General features: G+C 30.5%; 20 protein-coding genes, 6 tRNA genes and 1 riboswitch. Of the genes, 2 read left to right on the top strand and 24 right to left on the bottom strand.

Annotated elements, in window-relative coordinates; genetic code table 11:
• The first annotated feature begins 134 nt into the window (after positions 1-134).
• A complete protein-coding gene (gene nagA / locus QK892_RS12310) occupies positions 135-1265 on the top strand; it encodes an N-acetylglucosamine-6-phosphate deacetylase (protein ID WP_317273832.1) in 1131 nt (376 codons plus the stop codon).
• A gap of 249 nt (positions 1266-1514) precedes the next feature.
• Here nagA and metK read toward each other — a convergent pair whose 3' ends face one another.
• The 8 genes from metK to QK892_RS12270 form a co-directional block, all read right to left on the bottom strand.
• Complete coding sequence (gene metK, locus QK892_RS12305) at positions 1515-2690, bottom strand: methionine adenosyltransferase (RefSeq protein ID WP_317273831.1); 1176 nt, start codon at positions 2688-2690, stop codon at positions 1515-1517.
• 98 nt (positions 2691-2788) lie between these two features.
• Positions 2789-2896, bottom strand: a riboswitch (SAM riboswitch).
• A 156-nt stretch (positions 2897-3052) separates the two neighbouring features.
• A tRNA-Tyr gene (locus QK892_RS12300) sits at positions 3053-3137 on the bottom strand.
• Between the two features lie 7 nt (positions 3138-3144).
• Positions 3145-3219 (bottom strand) — tRNA-Thr (locus QK892_RS12295).
• A 7-nt stretch (positions 3220-3226) separates the two neighbouring features.
• A tRNA-Val gene (locus QK892_RS12290) sits at positions 3227-3302 on the bottom strand.
• Positions 3303-3319: 17 nt separating this feature from the next.
• Positions 3320-3404 (bottom strand) — tRNA-Tyr (locus tag QK892_RS12285).
• 7 nt (positions 3405-3411) lie between these two features.
• Positions 3412-3486 (bottom strand) — tRNA-Thr (locus tag QK892_RS12280).
• Positions 3487-3506: 20 nt separating this feature from the next.
• A tRNA-Tyr gene (locus QK892_RS12275) sits at positions 3507-3591 on the bottom strand.
• 213 nt (positions 3592-3804) lie between these two features.
• A complete protein-coding gene (locus tag QK892_RS12270) occupies positions 3805-4254 on the bottom strand; it encodes a hypothetical protein (RefSeq protein ID WP_317273830.1) in 450 nt (149 codons plus the stop codon).
• Between the two features lie 110 nt (positions 4255-4364).
• Here QK892_RS12270 and yyaC point away from each other — a divergent pair, with 110 nt between their 5' ends.
• Positions 4365-4889, top strand: a complete 525-nt coding sequence (gene yyaC, locus QK892_RS12265; RefSeq protein WP_317273829.1) for a spore protease YyaC — start codon at positions 4365-4367, stop codon at positions 4887-4889.
• 76 nt (positions 4890-4965) lie between these two features.
• Here the strand turns inward: yyaC and mreB are convergent, their stop codons facing one another.
• The 16 genes from mreB to QK892_RS12190 form a co-directional block, all read right to left on the bottom strand.
• Entirely contained in the window at positions 4966-6003 is a 1038-nt protein-coding gene (mreB, locus tag QK892_RS12260; protein WP_317273828.1) for a rod shape-determining protein MreB, read from the bottom strand.
• A 158-nt stretch (positions 6004-6161) separates the two neighbouring features.
• Positions 6162-6416, bottom strand: a complete 255-nt coding sequence (spoIIID, locus tag QK892_RS12255) for a sporulation transcriptional regulator SpoIIID (RefSeq protein WP_317273827.1) — start codon at positions 6414-6416, stop codon at positions 6162-6164.
• Between the two features lie 79 nt (positions 6417-6495).
• A complete protein-coding gene (locus QK892_RS12250) occupies positions 6496-7224 on the bottom strand; it encodes a M23 family metallopeptidase (RefSeq protein ID WP_317273826.1) in 729 nt (242 codons plus the stop codon).
• A 187-nt stretch (positions 7225-7411) separates the two neighbouring features.
• The gene (gene spoIID / locus QK892_RS12245; protein ID WP_317273825.1) at positions 7412-8431 is read right to left on the bottom strand and encodes a stage II sporulation protein D; all 1020 of its coding nucleotides are present in this window, start codon (positions 8429-8431) and stop codon (positions 7412-7414) included.
• Positions 8432-8762: 331 nt separating this feature from the next.
• Positions 8763-10022: a UDP-N-acetylglucosamine 1-carboxyvinyltransferase gene (gene murA, locus QK892_RS12240; RefSeq protein ID WP_317273824.1), complete on the bottom strand. Its 1260-nt coding sequence runs from the start codon at positions 10020-10022 to the stop codon at positions 8763-8765.
• Positions 10023-10043: 21 nt separating this feature from the next.
• Positions 10044-10691 (bottom strand): hypothetical protein, encoded by a 648-nt coding sequence (locus QK892_RS12235; RefSeq protein ID WP_317273823.1) that lies wholly within the window; start codon positions 10689-10691, stop codon positions 10044-10046.
• Positions 10692-10992: 301 nt separating this feature from the next.
• A complete protein-coding gene (locus QK892_RS12230) occupies positions 10993-11397 on the bottom strand; it encodes an ATP synthase delta/epsilon chain alpha-helix domain-containing protein (protein WP_317273822.1) in 405 nt (134 codons plus the stop codon).
• Positions 11398-11408: 11 nt separating this feature from the next.
• Positions 11409-12800 carry a F0F1 ATP synthase subunit beta gene (gene atpD / locus QK892_RS12225; RefSeq protein ID WP_317273821.1) on the bottom strand — a complete coding sequence of 464 codons (1392 nt, stop codon included), beginning with the start codon at positions 12798-12800 and terminating at the stop codon, positions 11409-11411.
• Between the two features lie 14 nt (positions 12801-12814).
• Complete coding sequence (gene atpG, locus QK892_RS12220; RefSeq protein WP_317273820.1) at positions 12815-13666, bottom strand: ATP synthase F1 subunit gamma; 852 nt, start codon at positions 13664-13666, stop codon at positions 12815-12817.
• A 37-nt stretch (positions 13667-13703) separates the two neighbouring features.
• The gene (atpA, locus tag QK892_RS12215) at positions 13704-15218 is read right to left on the bottom strand and encodes a F0F1 ATP synthase subunit alpha (protein ID WP_317273819.1); all 1515 of its coding nucleotides are present in this window, start codon (positions 15216-15218) and stop codon (positions 13704-13706) included.
• Between the two features lie 4 nt (positions 15219-15222).
• A complete protein-coding gene (locus QK892_RS18440) occupies positions 15223-15441 on the bottom strand; it encodes a F0F1 ATP synthase subunit delta (RefSeq protein WP_394855030.1) in 219 nt (72 codons plus the stop codon).
• Complete coding sequence (locus QK892_RS12210; RefSeq protein ID WP_317273818.1) at positions 15434-16021, bottom strand: F0F1 ATP synthase subunit delta; 588 nt, start codon at positions 16019-16021, stop codon at positions 15434-15436. The genes QK892_RS18440 and QK892_RS12210 overlap by 8 nt, the downstream gene beginning before the upstream one ends.
• The gene (locus QK892_RS12205) at positions 16021-16509 is read right to left on the bottom strand and encodes a F0F1 ATP synthase subunit B (protein ID WP_394855028.1); all 489 of its coding nucleotides are present in this window, start codon (positions 16507-16509) and stop codon (positions 16021-16023) included. Before QK892_RS12205 ends, QK892_RS12210 begins: the two co-directional genes overlap by 1 nt.
• Positions 16510-16542: 33 nt before the next feature.
• Entirely contained in the window at positions 16543-16761 is a 219-nt protein-coding gene (gene atpE, locus QK892_RS12200; RefSeq protein ID WP_317273842.1) for an ATP synthase F0 subunit C, read from the bottom strand.
• A 67-nt stretch (positions 16762-16828) separates the two neighbouring features.
• Complete coding sequence (locus QK892_RS12195) at positions 16829-17527, bottom strand: F0F1 ATP synthase subunit A (RefSeq protein WP_317273817.1); 699 nt, start codon at positions 17525-17527, stop codon at positions 16829-16831.
• Positions 17528-17890 carry an ATP synthase subunit I gene (locus QK892_RS12190; protein WP_317273816.1) on the bottom strand — a complete coding sequence of 121 codons (363 nt, stop codon included), beginning with the start codon at positions 17888-17890 and terminating at the stop codon, positions 17528-17530.
• Positions 17891-17926 lie beyond the last annotated feature (36 nt).

Below are 17926 nucleotides of genomic sequence, written 5' to 3'. Positions count from 1 at the left end.
AAAATATTTTATTAACTACTATTTTTATTATATAATATATCTTAACTAATACATAATAAAGATTATATATTTTTTAATCCTATTGTTTTTTAGTATGCTATAATTAGTATTGTAGGAATTATGGAGGTGTTTATATGCTTATTAAAAATTGTAATATTATATATCTTAACAAGATAGAAAAAGGTTCTGTCTTAGTTGAGAATGGAAAAATAAAAGAAATAAATCCAACTAATTTTGATGAGAAGGATGTAATAGACGCTGATGGTTTATATTTATCACCAGGTTTTATAGATGTTCATATTCATGGTGCTGGCGGTCATGATACAATGGACGGAACATTTGAAGCTATTAATGAAATTTCAAAAGTAATCGTTAAATATGGAACTACATCTTTCACACCAACTACTATGACTGTTGCTGTAGAAGATATTAGAAAGTCAATGGAAGTAATAAAAGAAGCTAAAGAAAATGGAACTGATGGAGCTATAGTATTAGGTGCTCATCTTGAAGGTCCATTCATTAGTCCAAAAGCAATCGGTGCTCAAAATCCAAATTATCTAATTCCACCAACATTAGAAAATTATAATGCAATGGTTGGAGATGCTGGAGATGCTGTTGTTTCAATTACAATTGCTCCAGAAGTTCCTGGTGCTAAGGAATTAATTAAAGAATTATCCCAAAAAGGAATAGTTTGCTCTATAGGACATACTAAAGCAACTTATGATGAGGCTATGGAAGGAATTAAATGTGGTTGTGGGCATTCAACACATCTTTTCAATGCCATGACACCTTTCTCTCATAGAGAACCTGGTGTTGTAGGTGCAATATTTGATAGTGATATTACAACTGAGACTATATCAGATGGAATACACGTATCTTATCCTTCTCTTAGAATAGCTTACAAACAAAAGACATCTGATAAAGTTCTTTTAGTTACTGATGCTATGATGGCTTGTGCAATGCCTGATGGAATGTATGCTTTAGGAGGCCAAGATGTTGTAGTAAAAGATGGTGCTGCAAGATTATTAAGTGGAAGCTTAGCTGGATCAATCCTTACTTTAGATAAGGCCGTTAAGAACGTATATAAAAATGTTGGTCTTCCATTATATGAAGCTGTTAAAATGGCTAGTTATAATGCTGCAAGACATTGTAAAGTTGAAGATAGAAAGGGCCTTATAAAAGAAGGCTATGATGCAGATTTAGTATTATTTGATGAAGATATTAATATTAAAAATGTAATAGTTGGCGGAAAAGTATTAGTATAGAATAAAGGAGCTGCTTAGTGGCTCCTTTTTTGAATTTAGAATGTAAAATGTAGAATGTGGAATTGTTGATGTAATTCGAAACGAATTACTTAAAATATATATTTTTTATAAAATCCTAGTGTAGTTTCTTTTTTAATTAGTCATTTTACATTGTGAGACAGTACTTTTATTTGAAATATTTATAATAAAAAACACTTTGCATACTCAAATATAGTACACAAAGTGTCTTTTCTATTTTATATCTAGTTTTTATAGATATCTCTTTATTTCTTCTACTTTATCTAATGCTTCCCAAGGAAGGTTTAAATCATTTCTACCAAAGTGACCATAAGCTGCAGTTTGCTTATATATAGGTCTTCTTAAGTCTAAATCTCTAATTATAGCACCTGGTCTTAAATCAAATACCTTTTCTACAATTGATACTATTTCTTCTTCTGACTTCTTACCTGTTCCAAATGTTTCTATTTCTATTGATACTGGCTTAGCAACACCAATAGCATATGCTAATTGAATTTCTAACTTATCAGCAATTCCTGCTGCAACTAAGTTTTTAGCAACCCATCTAGCTGCATATGCCGCTGATCTATCAACCTTAGTTGGATCTTTTCCTGAGAAAGCACCACCACCGTGTCTTCCATATCCACCATAGGTATCTACTATTATCTTTCTTCCTGTTAATCCACTATCTCCTTGTGGACCACCAACAACAAATCTTCCAGTTGGATTTATGAAATACTTAGTTTTATCATCTAATAATTCAGCTGGAACTACAGCTTTTATTACGTGTTCCATTAAATCTTTTTGAATTTGTTCTTGAGAAACCTCTTCACTGTGTTGTGTTGATATAACAATCGTATCTATTCTTACTACTTTATTATCATCATACTCAACAGTAACTTGAGTCTTTCCATCAGGTCTTAAATATGATAAAGTTCCATTTTTTCTAACTTCTGATAATCTTCTTGATAATCTATGAGCCATAGCTATTGGTAATGGCATAAACTCTTCTGTTTCATTAGTTGCAAAACCAAACATCATACCTTGGTCTCCAGCTCCAACCGCTTCAACATTATCCTTTTCTCCAGCTCTTGACTCTAATGCCTCATCTACTCCCATAGCGATATCACTTGATTGTTCATCTATAGAAGTTAAAACTGAACATGTTTCACAGTCAAACCCATATTTAGCTCTATCATAACCGATTTCCTTAACAGTTTCTCTTACTAACTTCGGAATATCAACATAACAATTAGTTGATATTTCTCCCATAACTAAAACCATTCCTGTAGTAACAGCAGTTTCACATGCAACTCTTGCCATAGGATCTTTTGCTAAAATACTATCTAATACAGCATCTGATATTTGGTCACAAATTTTATCTGGATGCCCTTCTGTAACTGATTCTGAAGTAAATAATCTTTTCATCTTAATATCTCCTTTCTCTATATTTGATATTAATTCTAAAATAATTTATATAATAAAAAAATCTCCTCGATAAGAAGAGATGTTAAAAATCATAACCTTTCTTATCTTGCAAAATTAAATTGCAGGAATTGGCACCACACTCAAATAAATGAAGTAGGTTGCCGGGTTTCACAGGGCCCTTTTCCCTCCGCCTCTCTTGATAAGAACTAATATCAAATTTTACTTTTCAGATTATAACACCTTTATTATTACTAGTCAATAATTATAGATAAAAAATTTATCTAATTTATATGTTTTAATCTTATTTTACTTTTAAGAGCAAAAAAATAAAAGACAAGTGATAATAAATATCCTTGCCTTTGTGGTGGGGGAGGACGGATTCGAACCATCGAAACGAAACGTAACAGATTTACAGTCTGCCCCCTTTGGCCACTCGGGAACTCCCCCTTATTTATGGAGCTGGCAATAGGAATCGAACCTACAACCTGCTGATTACAAGTCAGCTGCTCTACCGTTGAGCCATGCCAGCATATATATGGTGGAAACAACAGGGATCGAACCTGTGACCCTCTGCTTGTAAGGCAGATGCTCTCCCAGCTGAGCTATGCTTCCATAATAAAAATTAAAAATGGTGGGGGAGGACGGATTCGAACCATCGAAACGAAACGTAACAGATTTACAGTCTGCCCCCTTTGGCCACTCGGGAACTCCCCCATTTTTTTGGAGCTGGCAATAGGAATCGAACCTACAACCTGCTGATTACAAGTCAGCTGCTCTACCGTTGAGCCATGCCAGCATATTCTAAATAATTTTAAATGGTGGGGGAGGACGGATTCGAACCATCGAAACGAAACGTAACAGATTTACAGTCTGCCCCCTTTGGCCACTCGGGAACTCCCCCATAAAATTATTTATTTAATTTCAGTTAAGTTAATTTCGTTCGCTCAACTGACAATGACTAGTATATATTTATTATTTCTTAATTTCAAGTGTAATTTCAGCTCATTTAACGAAATTATACCTATTTCTTTCTATTTTTCTCTTATTTTCTCTCGTTTAATTCTAATATCTTTTTAAGTTATATTTATTGTATTTATATTTATTAGATTTAATTTTATTCAAAAACACTTGAATCTACATAATTTTCTAGTATATTTTTAAATACTTCATAATCAGATACTGACATCCTCTTCTTTGCTAATTCAAATCCTCTTCTGATTCTGTCAATGTCATCTTTATTAGAAAAATAGTCATTTATCTTTATCAAATCTAAAGTAGATAATTTCTTCATTAGTGAATCTAATTTCTCATTTCTATCACTATCAATGTAGTTTAGTAAACTATTAGAAGTATCCTTTTGTCTCAATAAGAAGACTTCTGACTCAACTGAATTATTTACTAACTCCTCATTTCCATTTACATCACTCTCTTCATCTGTAATATTACTAATAGCATTACTACTTAACACTTCATCACTCTTTAATGGTTCCCAAAAAAGCAAGAAATATATTGGTATACTTGCACCTAGTACTATAGTGAACAAATAAACTAAAGCTTTTTTCATTAAGCTTCACCTCCTACATTAAATTACTATCCTTTTTATGTTTTTTTATACATTTTATTATAATTAAAAGTTTCAAAACATATATTGGTATAATCAGGAGGTGAATTCTAGTGAAGCATAAAATACACTATGATGATCATAATTCCTACATGGAAATTGCTGATAAAATAAAAAAATATAAAAAAGATGATACTATTATAATTTGTGTAGGTACTGATAAATGTATCGGAGACTGTCTCGGTCCACTTGTAGGCAGTCTTTTAATAGAGAATAATCTTCCATTGCCAGTATTCGGAACACTACAATCACCTATTCATGCTTTAAATATTGAAGAAAAATTGAAGTATATTAATAAACTCCATCCTAATTCTTTTGTTATTGGAGTCGATGCTTGTCTAGGAGAGGAAAACTCCATAGGAGAAATTCATATCCGTGATTATCCAATTCATCCTGGCAAAGGAGTAGGCAAACACCTTCCAGAGGTTGGAGATGTGTCAATAATAGGTATTGTCGATCACAGTGATAGTGCTATTTTTTTTACTAATCGAAGTATACGTTTATACTTAATTATGGAAATGGCCAAAGTAATAACAAAAGCCCTTATATTATCTTGTTCTCAGGACTCCAAACCTTAATATTCATGAACTTATAAATTTTACAAATAATAAAAAGGAGCATAACTTGCTCCTTAAATATTATGTATATTTACATTTATTCTATTAAGCTAATCTCATCTTCACTTAAATTATTATTCTCTAATTTATCTAAATATCCTAAAACCTTACCTGTTCCCTCTGCCACTGCCTCAACAGAATTATCTGCAATTTCAACACTTACACCTGTTTCAAGTTCTATTAATTTATTCAATCCAAATAATAAAGAACCTCCACCAGTCATTAAAATTCCCTTTTCAATTATATCAGAAGCAAGTTCAGGTGGTGTTTTTTCCAATACCGATTTAACGCTATCTACAATTAAGGATACAGATTCCTTTAGTGCTTCACTTATTTCATTAGAAGTAATAGAAATCTCATCTGGTAATCCTGTAATTAAATTTCTTCCCTTCATGGTTGTACTTAAGTTTCTTGAATCCTTAAATGCAGAACCAATATTTACTTTTAGCTCTTCAGCTGTCTTTTCACCTATCATTATCTTGTACTTGTTTCTAACATACTTAATAATAGCATCATCGAAGGTATCACCTGCTACTTTTATAGATGCTCTTACAACAACTCCGCCTAATGATATTACAGCTATGTCTGTAGTTCCTCCGCCAATATCTATGACCATAGACCCATTAGGTTTAGTTATGTCTAAACCTGCTCCTATAGCCGCAGCCAATGGTTCTTCAATTAAATTGACCTTTTTGGCTCCAGAATTTTTTGCCGCATCTATAACTGCTCTTTTTTCCACTTCAGTTGCTTGAGATGGAACACATACTATTACTTTAGGAGCTGTAATCTTTCCTTTTCCATACGCTTTTCTAATAAATTCTTTTAACATTTTTTCAGTTATGTCATAATCTGATATAACTCCATCTTTTAATGGCCTTACTGCTACTATATTACCAGGAGTTCTTCCTATCATTTTTCTTGCTTCTTCCCCAACAGCAAGTACCTTATTAGTATTTCTATTTATAGCTACTACTGATGGTTCTTTAAGTATGACTCCCTTACCTTCAGCATAAACTAAAACTGTAGCCGTTCCTAAGTCAATCCCTATATTACCCCTATTTTTCCAAAACCACATTCCTGTTCACTCCTAATCTCAAACTATATAATTTAATAAAACAATATCTTAACCAATTTTACAATATTTGCCCTATTTCTAATTATATATGGAATATGATAAACCTTCAATATATTTATATTCATTTATAATATTAGTAAAAGTATTATTCAATCTATTTATTGACCAGAAGTTTTATACTTAATTTTAGTAGCATTTCCACCTCTGATATGCCTTTCAGCCTTGTTTAACTCTAATATTGAATGGGTTTCTTTAGCTATAGCTGGATTAATCTTAGGTAATCTTTCTGTCATATCTTTATGAATTGTGCTTTTGCTTACACCAAATACTTTTGCAGTTTTTCTAATGGTATCTTTTGACTCTATAATGTACTTTGCTACTTCTAAAACTCTCTCTTCTATATAATCCTTCAAAAATATTACCTCCCTTTTATAAATTTTATTATTATAATTTAGTTCATCAGCCATATGTTAATGACTGATGAACTTTTAATTATTCTTCATTAAATGTGAAATAAGCTGTTGGATCTAAATCCTTACCATCAGAATCTTGAATTTGAAGATTCAAATGTTCACCAAACTCATTATTAGTAAATATCTTAGAACTATTTCCAACAGTTCCTATAACAGTTTCTTCTGTTACTCTATCACCAACATTCACTCTAATGTCGTCAGATAAATTACTATATTTTGTATATAAACCATTTGAATGAGCAATAACTACATAATTACCTTCTTCTACTTTGCTTGATATTTCCTTTACTTCTCCAATAGCGGCAGACTTAACTTCAGTTCCTATAGAAGCACTTACATTGATTCCTCTAATATTTCTACTAGATCCATCTGACATAGCTTGAGGCTTTGGATATGTATATCCTCTTGAGACTACCCCATCTATAGGATTAGAAAATATTACTTCAGTATTTGTTCCTATTGAAACATCAACATCTTCTTCTGATGCAACTTCTTCTTCGCCTTGAGCTAACTCATTACTTCCATCATCATTAACTCTTTCAGCGTTTTGTTTTTGAATTTCAGAAGTTTCTTTATCATCAATATTTAAAGTAAATTCATTGTTTGCTTTACTTTCCTCTAAAGTCCTATTTCTTCTAGTAGTTACGACTGCAACAGTAGCAATTACGCATAAACAAAGGAATAATACTAAATAAAAGCCCTCCTTTCTGAAAAAGTCTTTTACCTTATCTTTTTTGTTATTATTCATATCAACACCTCCTTTTGTATTCTTGCCTTCTGTAGTAAATTAATACAAATTCAATTAGATTTATTTGCATCAAATTTCTACAATTATCTACAAATGCCATATTTTTTTACTTAGTTATAATTCTTTTATTAAATAAAAAAAAAGGAACTTGATTAATCAAGCTCCTTAAGGTTTTCATTTCAATAAACTATTCCTTAAAAATCAAATTTTTAAGTTCAACTCCAGTATAGTAGTGCTTTAATATTTCATTATAACCAGACCCATTTTTAGCCATAACATTAGCCCCCCATTGACTCATTCCCACTCCATGACCATATCCTCTGCATTTGAATGTTACTTTATTATTATTTATGATATATTCAAAATTACTTGAACTTAATCCAAGGGTCAATCTAAAGTCTAATCCTCTAATTTTCGTTTTACCAAGTCTAATTTCTTTAATACTTCCGGCTTCACTTCTGCTTATTATTTCAATATTCTGCTCTAGATTATCAGTAGTCATATTGGCTTCAGGATATTTATCATTAATTTTATTTACAAACTCATTTATATCCAAAGAGAATTCGGTTTCAAATTTTGGAGCTATTTCTTCTCCTTTACTTTCTGTTGAAACTAAATATGGGACTTCATTTGAAAATACATCTGCTGCATTCTCAGTCATTCCTGAACTAGTTGAAAAAAACTGTGGGTATAAAACTAATTCACTATTATATGTTAATACTATCCCTTTAGTATCATCTACAGCCCTAGATATCTTATCCCAATTTTCATTAGCATTACTTTCCCAATTCTCTAATCTACTTTCCTTACTTATATAAACTTGACAGTGTGTTGTATCACATACATCACCACCATTAGCTATATCACATTTTCTTAACCTTTTCGAAGCAACATAAGTTCTTGCCGCAATTGCTTGAGCTTTTAAGGCTTCCTCACTAAAACTTGCAGGCATTTCACCTGATACAACGCTTTTTACATATTCTTCTAGAGGAACTTCTTCTATTCTATTCTCTTTTGTGATATTGACTCTAATAACGTTATTACCTTCTAATATTATACTTTTATCTTCTTCATCAGTAGTTGGTATAATAATATCCTCACTATTTGCTTTTGCTGGCATAGACTTGATAATTAACATTGGTGCAACAATCATAAGCACTAATATTAAAATACTAAATAAGATAGTAGATGCAAAATCTCTTCTCATTTTTATACCCCCTTTTCAGTAATACAATTAAATATATGTTTTTAAATAATAAATATACTTTAATTTTTATTTTTTATGTTGAGTTATATTGCTAAGTTTATTAATTCAATATATATTAAAGGAGCTGCCTAAGCAGCTCCTTAATTAAAAATGTAGAATGTAAAATGTAGAATTATTGATGTAATTCGAAACGAATTACTAATAATATATACATTTTAGAAACTCTAACGGAGTTTCTTCTTTAATTTTACATTTTTCATTATTCATTTTACATTGTGCGATAGAACCTTTAATCAGGTAATATAATTACTTGAATTTATTTAAAATCACTTTATTTTTCAACTCTATATATATTAGCTCCTAATCCTCTAAATTTTTCTTCTATATTTACATAGCCTCTATCTATATGATATAGTTCGCTAATCTCGGTCTTCCCTTGAGCTACTAATCCTGCCAAAATCATTGCGGCACCTGCTCTTAAATCTGTCGCCTTAACATCGCATCCAGTTAAAGAGCCAACGCCTTCTATTATTGCAGTTCTTCCATCTATTTTAATATTAGCTCCCATTCTAACTAACTCTGCCACGTGCATAAACCTATTTTCAAATACTGTTTCTGTAATTATACTTGACCCTTTAGTTACTGATAATAATGCCATCATCTGTGCTTGCATATCAGTTGGAAATCCTGGATATGGTAATGTCTTTATATCCACCGGTGACTTAGTTCTAGTTCCATCTACTAAAATAGTATCTTCTTTAATACTTTCAAATATTACTCCACACTCTTTTAATTTTTCTATTGTAGGTCTTAAATGATCTTCATTAGCACCATTTATTGTGATTTTACTATTTGTTATAGCTGCTGCTACTATAAATGTTCCTGCTTCAACTCTATCATAAATAGGTTTATAGGTTATTCCTTTTAATGAATCTACACCCTCAATTGTTATTTTACCAACTCCGGCTCCATGAATTTTTGCTCCCATTGAGTTTAAAAAGTTTGCTAAATCCCAAATTTCTGGCTCTTCTGCTGCATTTTCTATAATAGTCGTTCCCTCTGCCAAAACTGAGGCCATCAGAATATTTTCTGTTGCTCCAACAGATGGAAAATCTAAATATATTCTATTTCCTTTAAGCTTTTTCGCCTTAGCTTCTACATAACCATGTTCTGTGTCTATTTCAGCTCCTAATAGCTTAAATCCTTTTAAATGTAAATCTATAGGTCTACTTCCTATATTACATCCTCCAGGCATTGATATTCTACATCTGCCAAATCTAGATAACATAGGGCCCATTATTAAAAAAGAAGCCCTCATCTTTCTAATTAATTCACTACTCATATTTACGTCTTGTAAATTGGATGTATTTATTTTAAGATCACCATTTACATTACTTTCAATATTACAATTCATTCCTGATAATAAATCAGTTAATACTGTTACATCTTCTAACATAGGTGCATTTTTAATAACTACATCATTTGGACTTAGAATACTTGCAACTATTATAGGTAAAACAGAATTTTTAGCTAAACTAATATTCACTTCACCCTTTAGTTTCTTACCACCTTCAACTATAATTTTTTCCATATTATCCTCCATTATAAATTGTTAGTATGTTACGAATATCACTGGTGTTCCTAGAACTAAATATTCTTCATCATCATATGTCATAAAAGAAAAATTAATCTTACTTCCATCAATCAACCTTCCCTTAGACACTTTTCCATTAAAAACATTTAGTTCCTCCAAAGTATTCTCCTTCACATTCTTCATTAGCAAATCTAAAATATTCTGCTTTCGCTCTTCTATTATTTTTACCTTTAAGAAATTAAAATATTTTATTTTTTTAGCTGCAAAATTTTGTATTTGTTCTATTTCTTTCATTAATTGATTAGTTAATTGTTTATTGTTATAATTTACATAACTAATTTGAACTTTTGTATCCTCCATATCCTGCCATACTACTACTTTTATATCTCTATATTCATCAGTAACTGCAATAGTATTTTTATCTATGTTTACTTGTCCTTTAAATTGTTTTTCAATATTATTTTTTACTGATTGTATTTCATCTTCTATATTATTATTTGTACTGTACTCTATTCTAACTCCGTTTTCTATGAACATTCCATAGTTATTAATTTCCTCTTCTAAAAAATAAAAATCATCTGAAATTGGTTCAGATTTCACTGGAACTGTTCCAATAATTAATAAAACAAAGGTTAATATAGGTAGTAACTTTAAATATTTCCTCATTTTCCCCCCTACCTTTCCTTTATAATTATTGTCCATTTTTTATTTTTTATTCAAAAATTAATAACCATAATATAATATATAAAAATAGTTGAAATTTGTGATTAATTGTCAATACTTAAAACTCTAATACTTACAAATAATGACTTATAAAAAAAAGACTACCATATCGATAGCCATTTTAGTATTTATTCTTATATCTTAATATACTATGTTGAAACTAAAAAATTGTAATTAAAAATATTATTATAGTAGTATATAAAGCCATAGAATTTATCCTATGGCTTTATATACTACTTAAACATTAATTATTAATATCTAAAGTTCTAATTCTTGCATTTGCCCTGGCTAATGCTCTCTTAGCTCTTTCTATATCCACATTGTTATTTTCTTTTAATCTTTTTTCAGCCCTATCCTTTGATTTTAAAGCCCTATCTCTATCAATCTCTGAAGATTTTTCTGCAGCATCACAGCAAAACTTAAGCTCATTATTTTTCACATATACTATTCCAGCTGAAGTAAATAATTCTTCTTTACTATTTCCATTAATTATTGTAGTTGTTGCTGGAACTGTGCTTACAATTATAGGTGCATGATTTGATTTAAACTCAATCTGTCCATCAAAAGTAGATGTTATTAATGCTTCTCCTTCGAATTCTATAGACTTTTTACCTAGGGAAACAATAGTTATTTTGAAAGTATTACTCATAACTTCATCCCCTATCTTAAGGTCTTAGCTTTTTCTACAGCTTCTTCTATACTTCCAACTAAAAGGAAAGCTGATTCTGGTAAATCATCATATTTTCCTTCTAATATTTCTTTAAACCCTCTTACAGTTTCTTTTACTGGCACATATTTTCCTTTAATTCCTATGAATTGTTCTGCAACAGTAAATGGCTGAGATAAGAATCTTTGAACTCTTCTTGCTCTTGCAACTACTTTCTTATCTTCATCAGATAATTCATCTACCCCTAAAATTGCAATTATATCTTGTAATTCCTTATATCTTTCAAGAATATTTTTTACATCAGTAGCAACATCATAATGTTCTCTACCTACTATTCTCGGATCTAATATTCTTGATGTTGATTCAAGTGGATCAACAGCTGGATATATTCCAAGTTCAACTATGCTTCTTGATAGAACTGTTGTCGCATCTAAGTGAGTGAATGTTGTTGCTGGTGCTGGGTCAGTTAAGTCATCAGCTGGAACATAAACTGCTTGAACTGAAGTTATAGATCCATTTTTTGTTGAAGTAATTCTTTCCTGTAATGCACCCATTTCAGTAGCAAGAGTCGGTTGGTAACCAACAGCTGAAGGAATTCTTCCAAGTAACGCAGATACTTCTGATCCAGCTTGTGTAAATCTAAATATATTATCAATGAATAATAATACATCTTGGCCTTGATCTCTGAAATATTCTGCCATGGTTAACCCAGTTAATGAAACCCTCATTCTAGCTCCAGGAGATTCATTCATTTGCCCAAACACTAAGGCTGTCTTTTCTATAACTCCTGATTCCTTCATTTCATAATATAAATCATTACCTTCTCTTGATCTCTCACCAACACCTGTAAATACAGAAAGACCCCCATGCTCTTTTGCTATATTATTAATTAATTCTTGTATTAAAACAGTCTTTCCAACTCCAGCACCGCCAAAAAGTCCTATTTTACCACCCTTTTGATATGGAGCTAAAAGGTCTATTACCTTTATACCAGTTTCAAACATTTCTGGTTCCAAAGACTGATCTTTAAAACTTGGAGCTGGTCTATGAATTGGATACATTTCTCTAATTAAGACATCCCCTTCATTATCAATAGGATGACCAAGCACATTAAATACTCTTCCTAATACTTCTCTTCCAACAGGAACTGTAATACATCTTCCCATATCTAATGCCTTCATGCCTCTTTTTAATCCATCTGTTGATTCCATAGCTATAGTTCTTACTATATCATCACCCATATGTTGTTCTACTTCAACTACTAATTCCTTATTCCCCATATCTATTCTTATTTCATTATATATATTTGGTAGAGAATCTGAATTAAATTTTATATCTACTACAGGTCCAATTACTTGGACTACTTTTCCAATTTTATCAGGCACAGTATCCCTCCTTACTATTTTTGAGCTTCTGCCCCTCCTACAATTTCTGATATTTCTTGAGTTATCATTCCTTGTCTAATTCTATTATACTTGAGGTTTAATGCATGTAATATATCATTAGCATTTTGTGTTGCTCCATCCATAGCAGTCATTCTAGCACTTTGCTCGCTAACTTTCGAATGCAGCATAGCTCTTCTTATTTTACATTTGAAATATATATCTAAGCTAGAATTTAAAACTTCTTCTAAACTAGGTTCTATTAAAAATTGTTCTGAATTTTTACTTTCTATCTCTAAAGGAAATAGTTTTTCTACTCTTACTTCTTGCTTTATAGCAGATTTAAATTCAGTGAATACTAAATTTACTTCACCAACTTCACCATTTTTAAACATAAATACCGCATCATCATATATAGATCTTACTTCTTTTATAGTAGGTATATCTGGTATTTCTATATACTCTTTCATAGTATCAAATCCATATCTTCTCATATACGGAATTCCCTTACTTCCTACTACTACTATTCTACTAGAGCCTTTATTTTCTATTATTTCATTTAAGCTGTTTGCTATATTTCCATTAAATCCTCCACAAAGGCCAGTATCTGAAGTCATGACAATATATAACTTATCTAAATCATTAGAATTTGTATTGAAGAAGGAATTTTCATAATCATCCGGTAATGAAGATACTAAATTATTTACTATTTCCTCACATAGGCCATAGTAATCTTCACTATTATTTAACTCTTTCCTTACTTTTCTAAGTTTAGAAGTGGCTACAACATTCATAGCTTTTGTTATTTTTCTTGTACTTTCAACTGACTTTATTCTTCTTTTTATTTCTATAAGCCCTGCTGATCCCAAGATTCCACCTCCTAAAGAATTGCATAGCTAAAAATAGCTATGCATCTTGCAAGAATAATTTTTTGAATTCCACAATAGAATTATCTAGTTCTTCCTTTATTTCATCAGTTAATGCTTTAACTTCAAATATTTTCTTTAATAAATCTCTATTGTGAGTATCCATATATTCTAAAAGTTCTCTTTCGAATCTTCTAATATCACTAACTTTTATATCTGATAGCATATCATTGACTATAGCATAAATAATTGCTATTTGTTTCTCTACTGCCATTGGAGAATATTGTTCTTGCTTCAATACTTCTACTAATCTTTTTCCCTTTTCTAGTCTCTTTTTAGAATCTTTATCTAAATCCGATCCAAATTGAGCAAAAGATTCAAGTTCTCTATATTGAGCTAACTCTAATCTTAAAGTACCTGAAACTTGTTTCATAGCCTTTATTTGTGCATTTCCACCAACTCTCGAAACTGATATACCAGCATTTACCGCTGGTCTTTGTCCTGAGTGGAATAAATCTGATTCTAAGAATATTTGACCATCTGTAATTGATATAACATTAGTTGGTATATACGCAGTTACATCTCCAGCAAGTGTTTCAATTATAGGTAAAGCAGTTAATGATCCTCCGCCATTTTCTTTAGATAATTTTGCTGCTCTTTCTAATAGTCTTGAATGAATATAGAATACATCCCCTGGATAAGCTTCTCTACCTGGTGGTCTTCTAAGTAATAGTGACATTGTTCTATATGCAACTGCATGCTTAGAAAGATCGTCATAAATTATAAGAACATCTTTTCCTTTATGCATAAAATACTCACCCATACTACATCCAGCATATGGTGCTAGATATTGAAGTGGTGCTGATTCAGAAGCTGTCCCACTTACGACTATAGTATAATCTAAGGCTCCAAATTCTTCTAAAGTATTTACTATATTTGCAACTGTTGATTGTTTTTGTCCTATAGCAACATAAATACAAATTACATCTTTATCTTTTTGATTTAATATAGTATCTATTGCTAGAGCTGTTTTTCCTGTCTGTCTATCACCGATTATAAGTTCTCTTTGTCCCTTTCCTATAGGTATCATAGAGTCTATTGCTTTTATACCTGTTTGTAATGGTTCATTTACAGAACTTCTATCGATAATACTAGGTGCTGGAACTTCTATTGGTCTATAGCCAGAATTGTTAATTGGTCCTTTGCCATCGATAGGATCACCTAGAGAATTTACTACTCTGCCTAGCAATTCTTCTCCAACAGGAACTTCAACTATTGTATTAGTTCTCTTTACTATGTCCCCTTCTCTAATACCTTCTTCTGGCCCTAAAAGAACACACCCTACATTATCTTGTTCTAAATTTAATGCCATACCAAAAACATTATTTGGGAATTCTAATAATTCGCCTTCCATACAATCATCTAAACCATAAACTCTTGCTATACCATCACCAATTTGAATAATAGTACCTGAATCTACTGTTTTAATTTCTTTTTCATATCTTTCAATTTCTCTTTTTATTATGGAAGTTATTTCTTCAGGCTTAATATTCATACCTTCACCTCAATTCGCTTATAAACATAGATTTTTTCAGCTTACTTATTTTTCCTTCAACTGTTCCGTCTATTACATCATCATTAATTTTTATATAAATTCCACCCATAATTTCTTTATCAATAATTTGTTCTAAAATTATGCGCTTCCCGTATTTCTTTTCTAAAGAAGATATTAATCTACCATACTCTTCTTCAGTTAATGGAACCGTAGTTTTAACTATACCTTTTAAAGTATTTTTTCTCTCTAATTCTTTCTTTCTTTCTTTCGTAATTAAGCATTAATTCTTTAAGATCTTCTAATTTAGATTTAACTGTTGCATCCATAACATCATTATTAACTCTAACATAAATTCCGCCTAAAATTTCTTCATCAATGATTTGTTCTAAAATTATATGCTTATTATATTTTTTTTCTAAAGTAGATACTAAATTATTAAATTCTTCTTCAGTTAATGGAACTGTAGTCTTAACTATACCTCTAAAAGTATTTTTTCTTTCTAAGTCTATCTTTTCCATTTCCACTAATTTCTCTTTTAAGTATAGTATTCTATCTTTTTCAATAAGAATTAATAAAAATGATAATAATTCCTCATCTATATGTCCTTTAAAAATATTTATAAAGGTTCTCTTCTTCATTTTTGTACTAATTTGAGGTTGCTTAATTACTTCATAGAATTCTTTATTCGTATCTATAATATTACATATCTCATGTAAATCTTGTATATATTGTTGAACTTTGTTTTTTTCTTCTGCTACTTCATACAAAGCCAATGCATATCTACGGTCTAAATATTCATACATTATGAATTACCTACCTTAGTTATAAATTCATCTATTAGTTCCCTATTCTTACCTTCATCGATATTTTTTTCTATAACTTTTTTAGAAAGTTCAATAGCTAAATGGATTGATTCTCTCTTTAACTCATCTTGAACTTTTTCTTTTTCTCTATTAATTTCAATCTTAGCTCTCTCTATTATTTTTTTGGCTTCTTGGTTCGCATCATTAATTATTTCATCATATACCTTTTCAGCCTTTTCTTTATGCTTTTCTGTTATTAATTTTCCTTGTTCTCTAGCATTTTTTAATATTCTTTCATTTTCAATAGCTATCATTCTTGCTTTTTCAGATTCTTCTTCAGCATAGTCCAATTGTTCATTTATAAGATCTTCTCTCTCAGTGATTATTGCTTCAACCTTTTTAAAGAAAAAATGCTTCAAAATTAAAAATAGTATAAAAAAATTAATTAATGTTGCAATAAGAGTACTAGGATTTATTTCCAATAACATAGATATTCACCATCCTTCTGAAGAACCAATTCATTATTTTATTCCTACGAAAATTAAAAGAATTGATACTAATAAACCATAAATAGCTGTTGCTTCTGCAAACGCTGCTCCTAGCATTAATGCAGTAGTAATTTTACCACTTGCCTCTGGTTGTCTTGCAATTCCTTCTACAGCCTTTCCTGTTGCATTTCCTATTCCAATTGCTGCTCCTATACCTACTAATACAGCTATAGCCGCTGCTAATGCTCTCATTGATATTTCCACGATAAAATCCTCCTTAAAATAATACATTTTTTATTTACAACTAACTTTAGTAAAGTTAGTGCTCAGCATCCCCTGAGTGTTCCGCTACCATTTTTATATTAACCATAGTTAACATTATAAAAATGGCTGCTTGGATAGCCCCATCAAAAAGATCAAAGTATGCCATTATCGGTACTGGTATTCCTATTGATGCTAAAAAGCCTACATGTCCTAGTGCCTCATAACATAATTCAACTAAAAATGTTGCTGCAAGTATGTTACCAAATAATCTTAGTGCTAAAGACACTGGAAGCATTATTCTTTCTAAAATATTTATTGGCGTTATAGCTGCTAGAGGGTACGTATATCCTCTAAAATATTTCTTCAGACCGTACTTTCTTATAGTGTAATATTGAACCATATAGAAAGTTATTAAAGCCATTGCTACTGTAACGCTAAAACTTTTTGTAGGTATTGGTAGTCCAAATAAACCCGTTAAATTCATAATTATTAAGAATACTGCTAGACTTCCGATAAAAGGAATAATATCAAGAAATTCCTCCCCCATATTAGCTATTACTACCTTTTTTAAAATAGAATAAATATACTCAACCACTACTTGCTTTCTATTCGGTCTAAGTTTTAAGTTCTTAGCTGACCAAATCGCAATAATAGCAATTAAAAGAATAATTATCCATTGCATCAGTATTTCCGGAACTATATCAACTGTCAACGGTCCAATATTAAAAGACCATATTGGCTTTAATGGTTCCACTTAATCACTTCCTTTCCCATTCTTAACCCAATAAATTACAACAAATAAAAAATGGGTTAAATATCCCGAAATATATGATAAAAGTTGAAATAAATCATTTATAAATGGTACTGCTATTAAAATAATAATCATTATTCTAACAATATAACTTAGTGATAATAATATCCCCTTACCTTTTAATAAAGAATATTCAATAATTAGTCCATTTACAGAAGTATTAATGAAAGATACTATTAATCCTAAAAAAAATATAAGTGCCACTTTTAAATTAAATAATTTAGATAATATGAGTACAAAAATGAACCCAGCTACTAAATCATACTTAAGCATATTATAAATAGCATTTTTCATTTCTTTACTCATTCTATCATCACTCCCAACTAACTCTTGTTATTATAG

Origin of the sequence: Clostridium lamae (genome assembly GCF_033043255.1) — a bacterium.
GTDB classification, from domain to species: domain Bacteria; phylum Bacillota; class Clostridia; order Clostridiales; family Clostridiaceae; genus Clostridium; species Clostridium lamae.
This window is presented reverse-complemented; position numbering and strand designations above follow the sequence as displayed.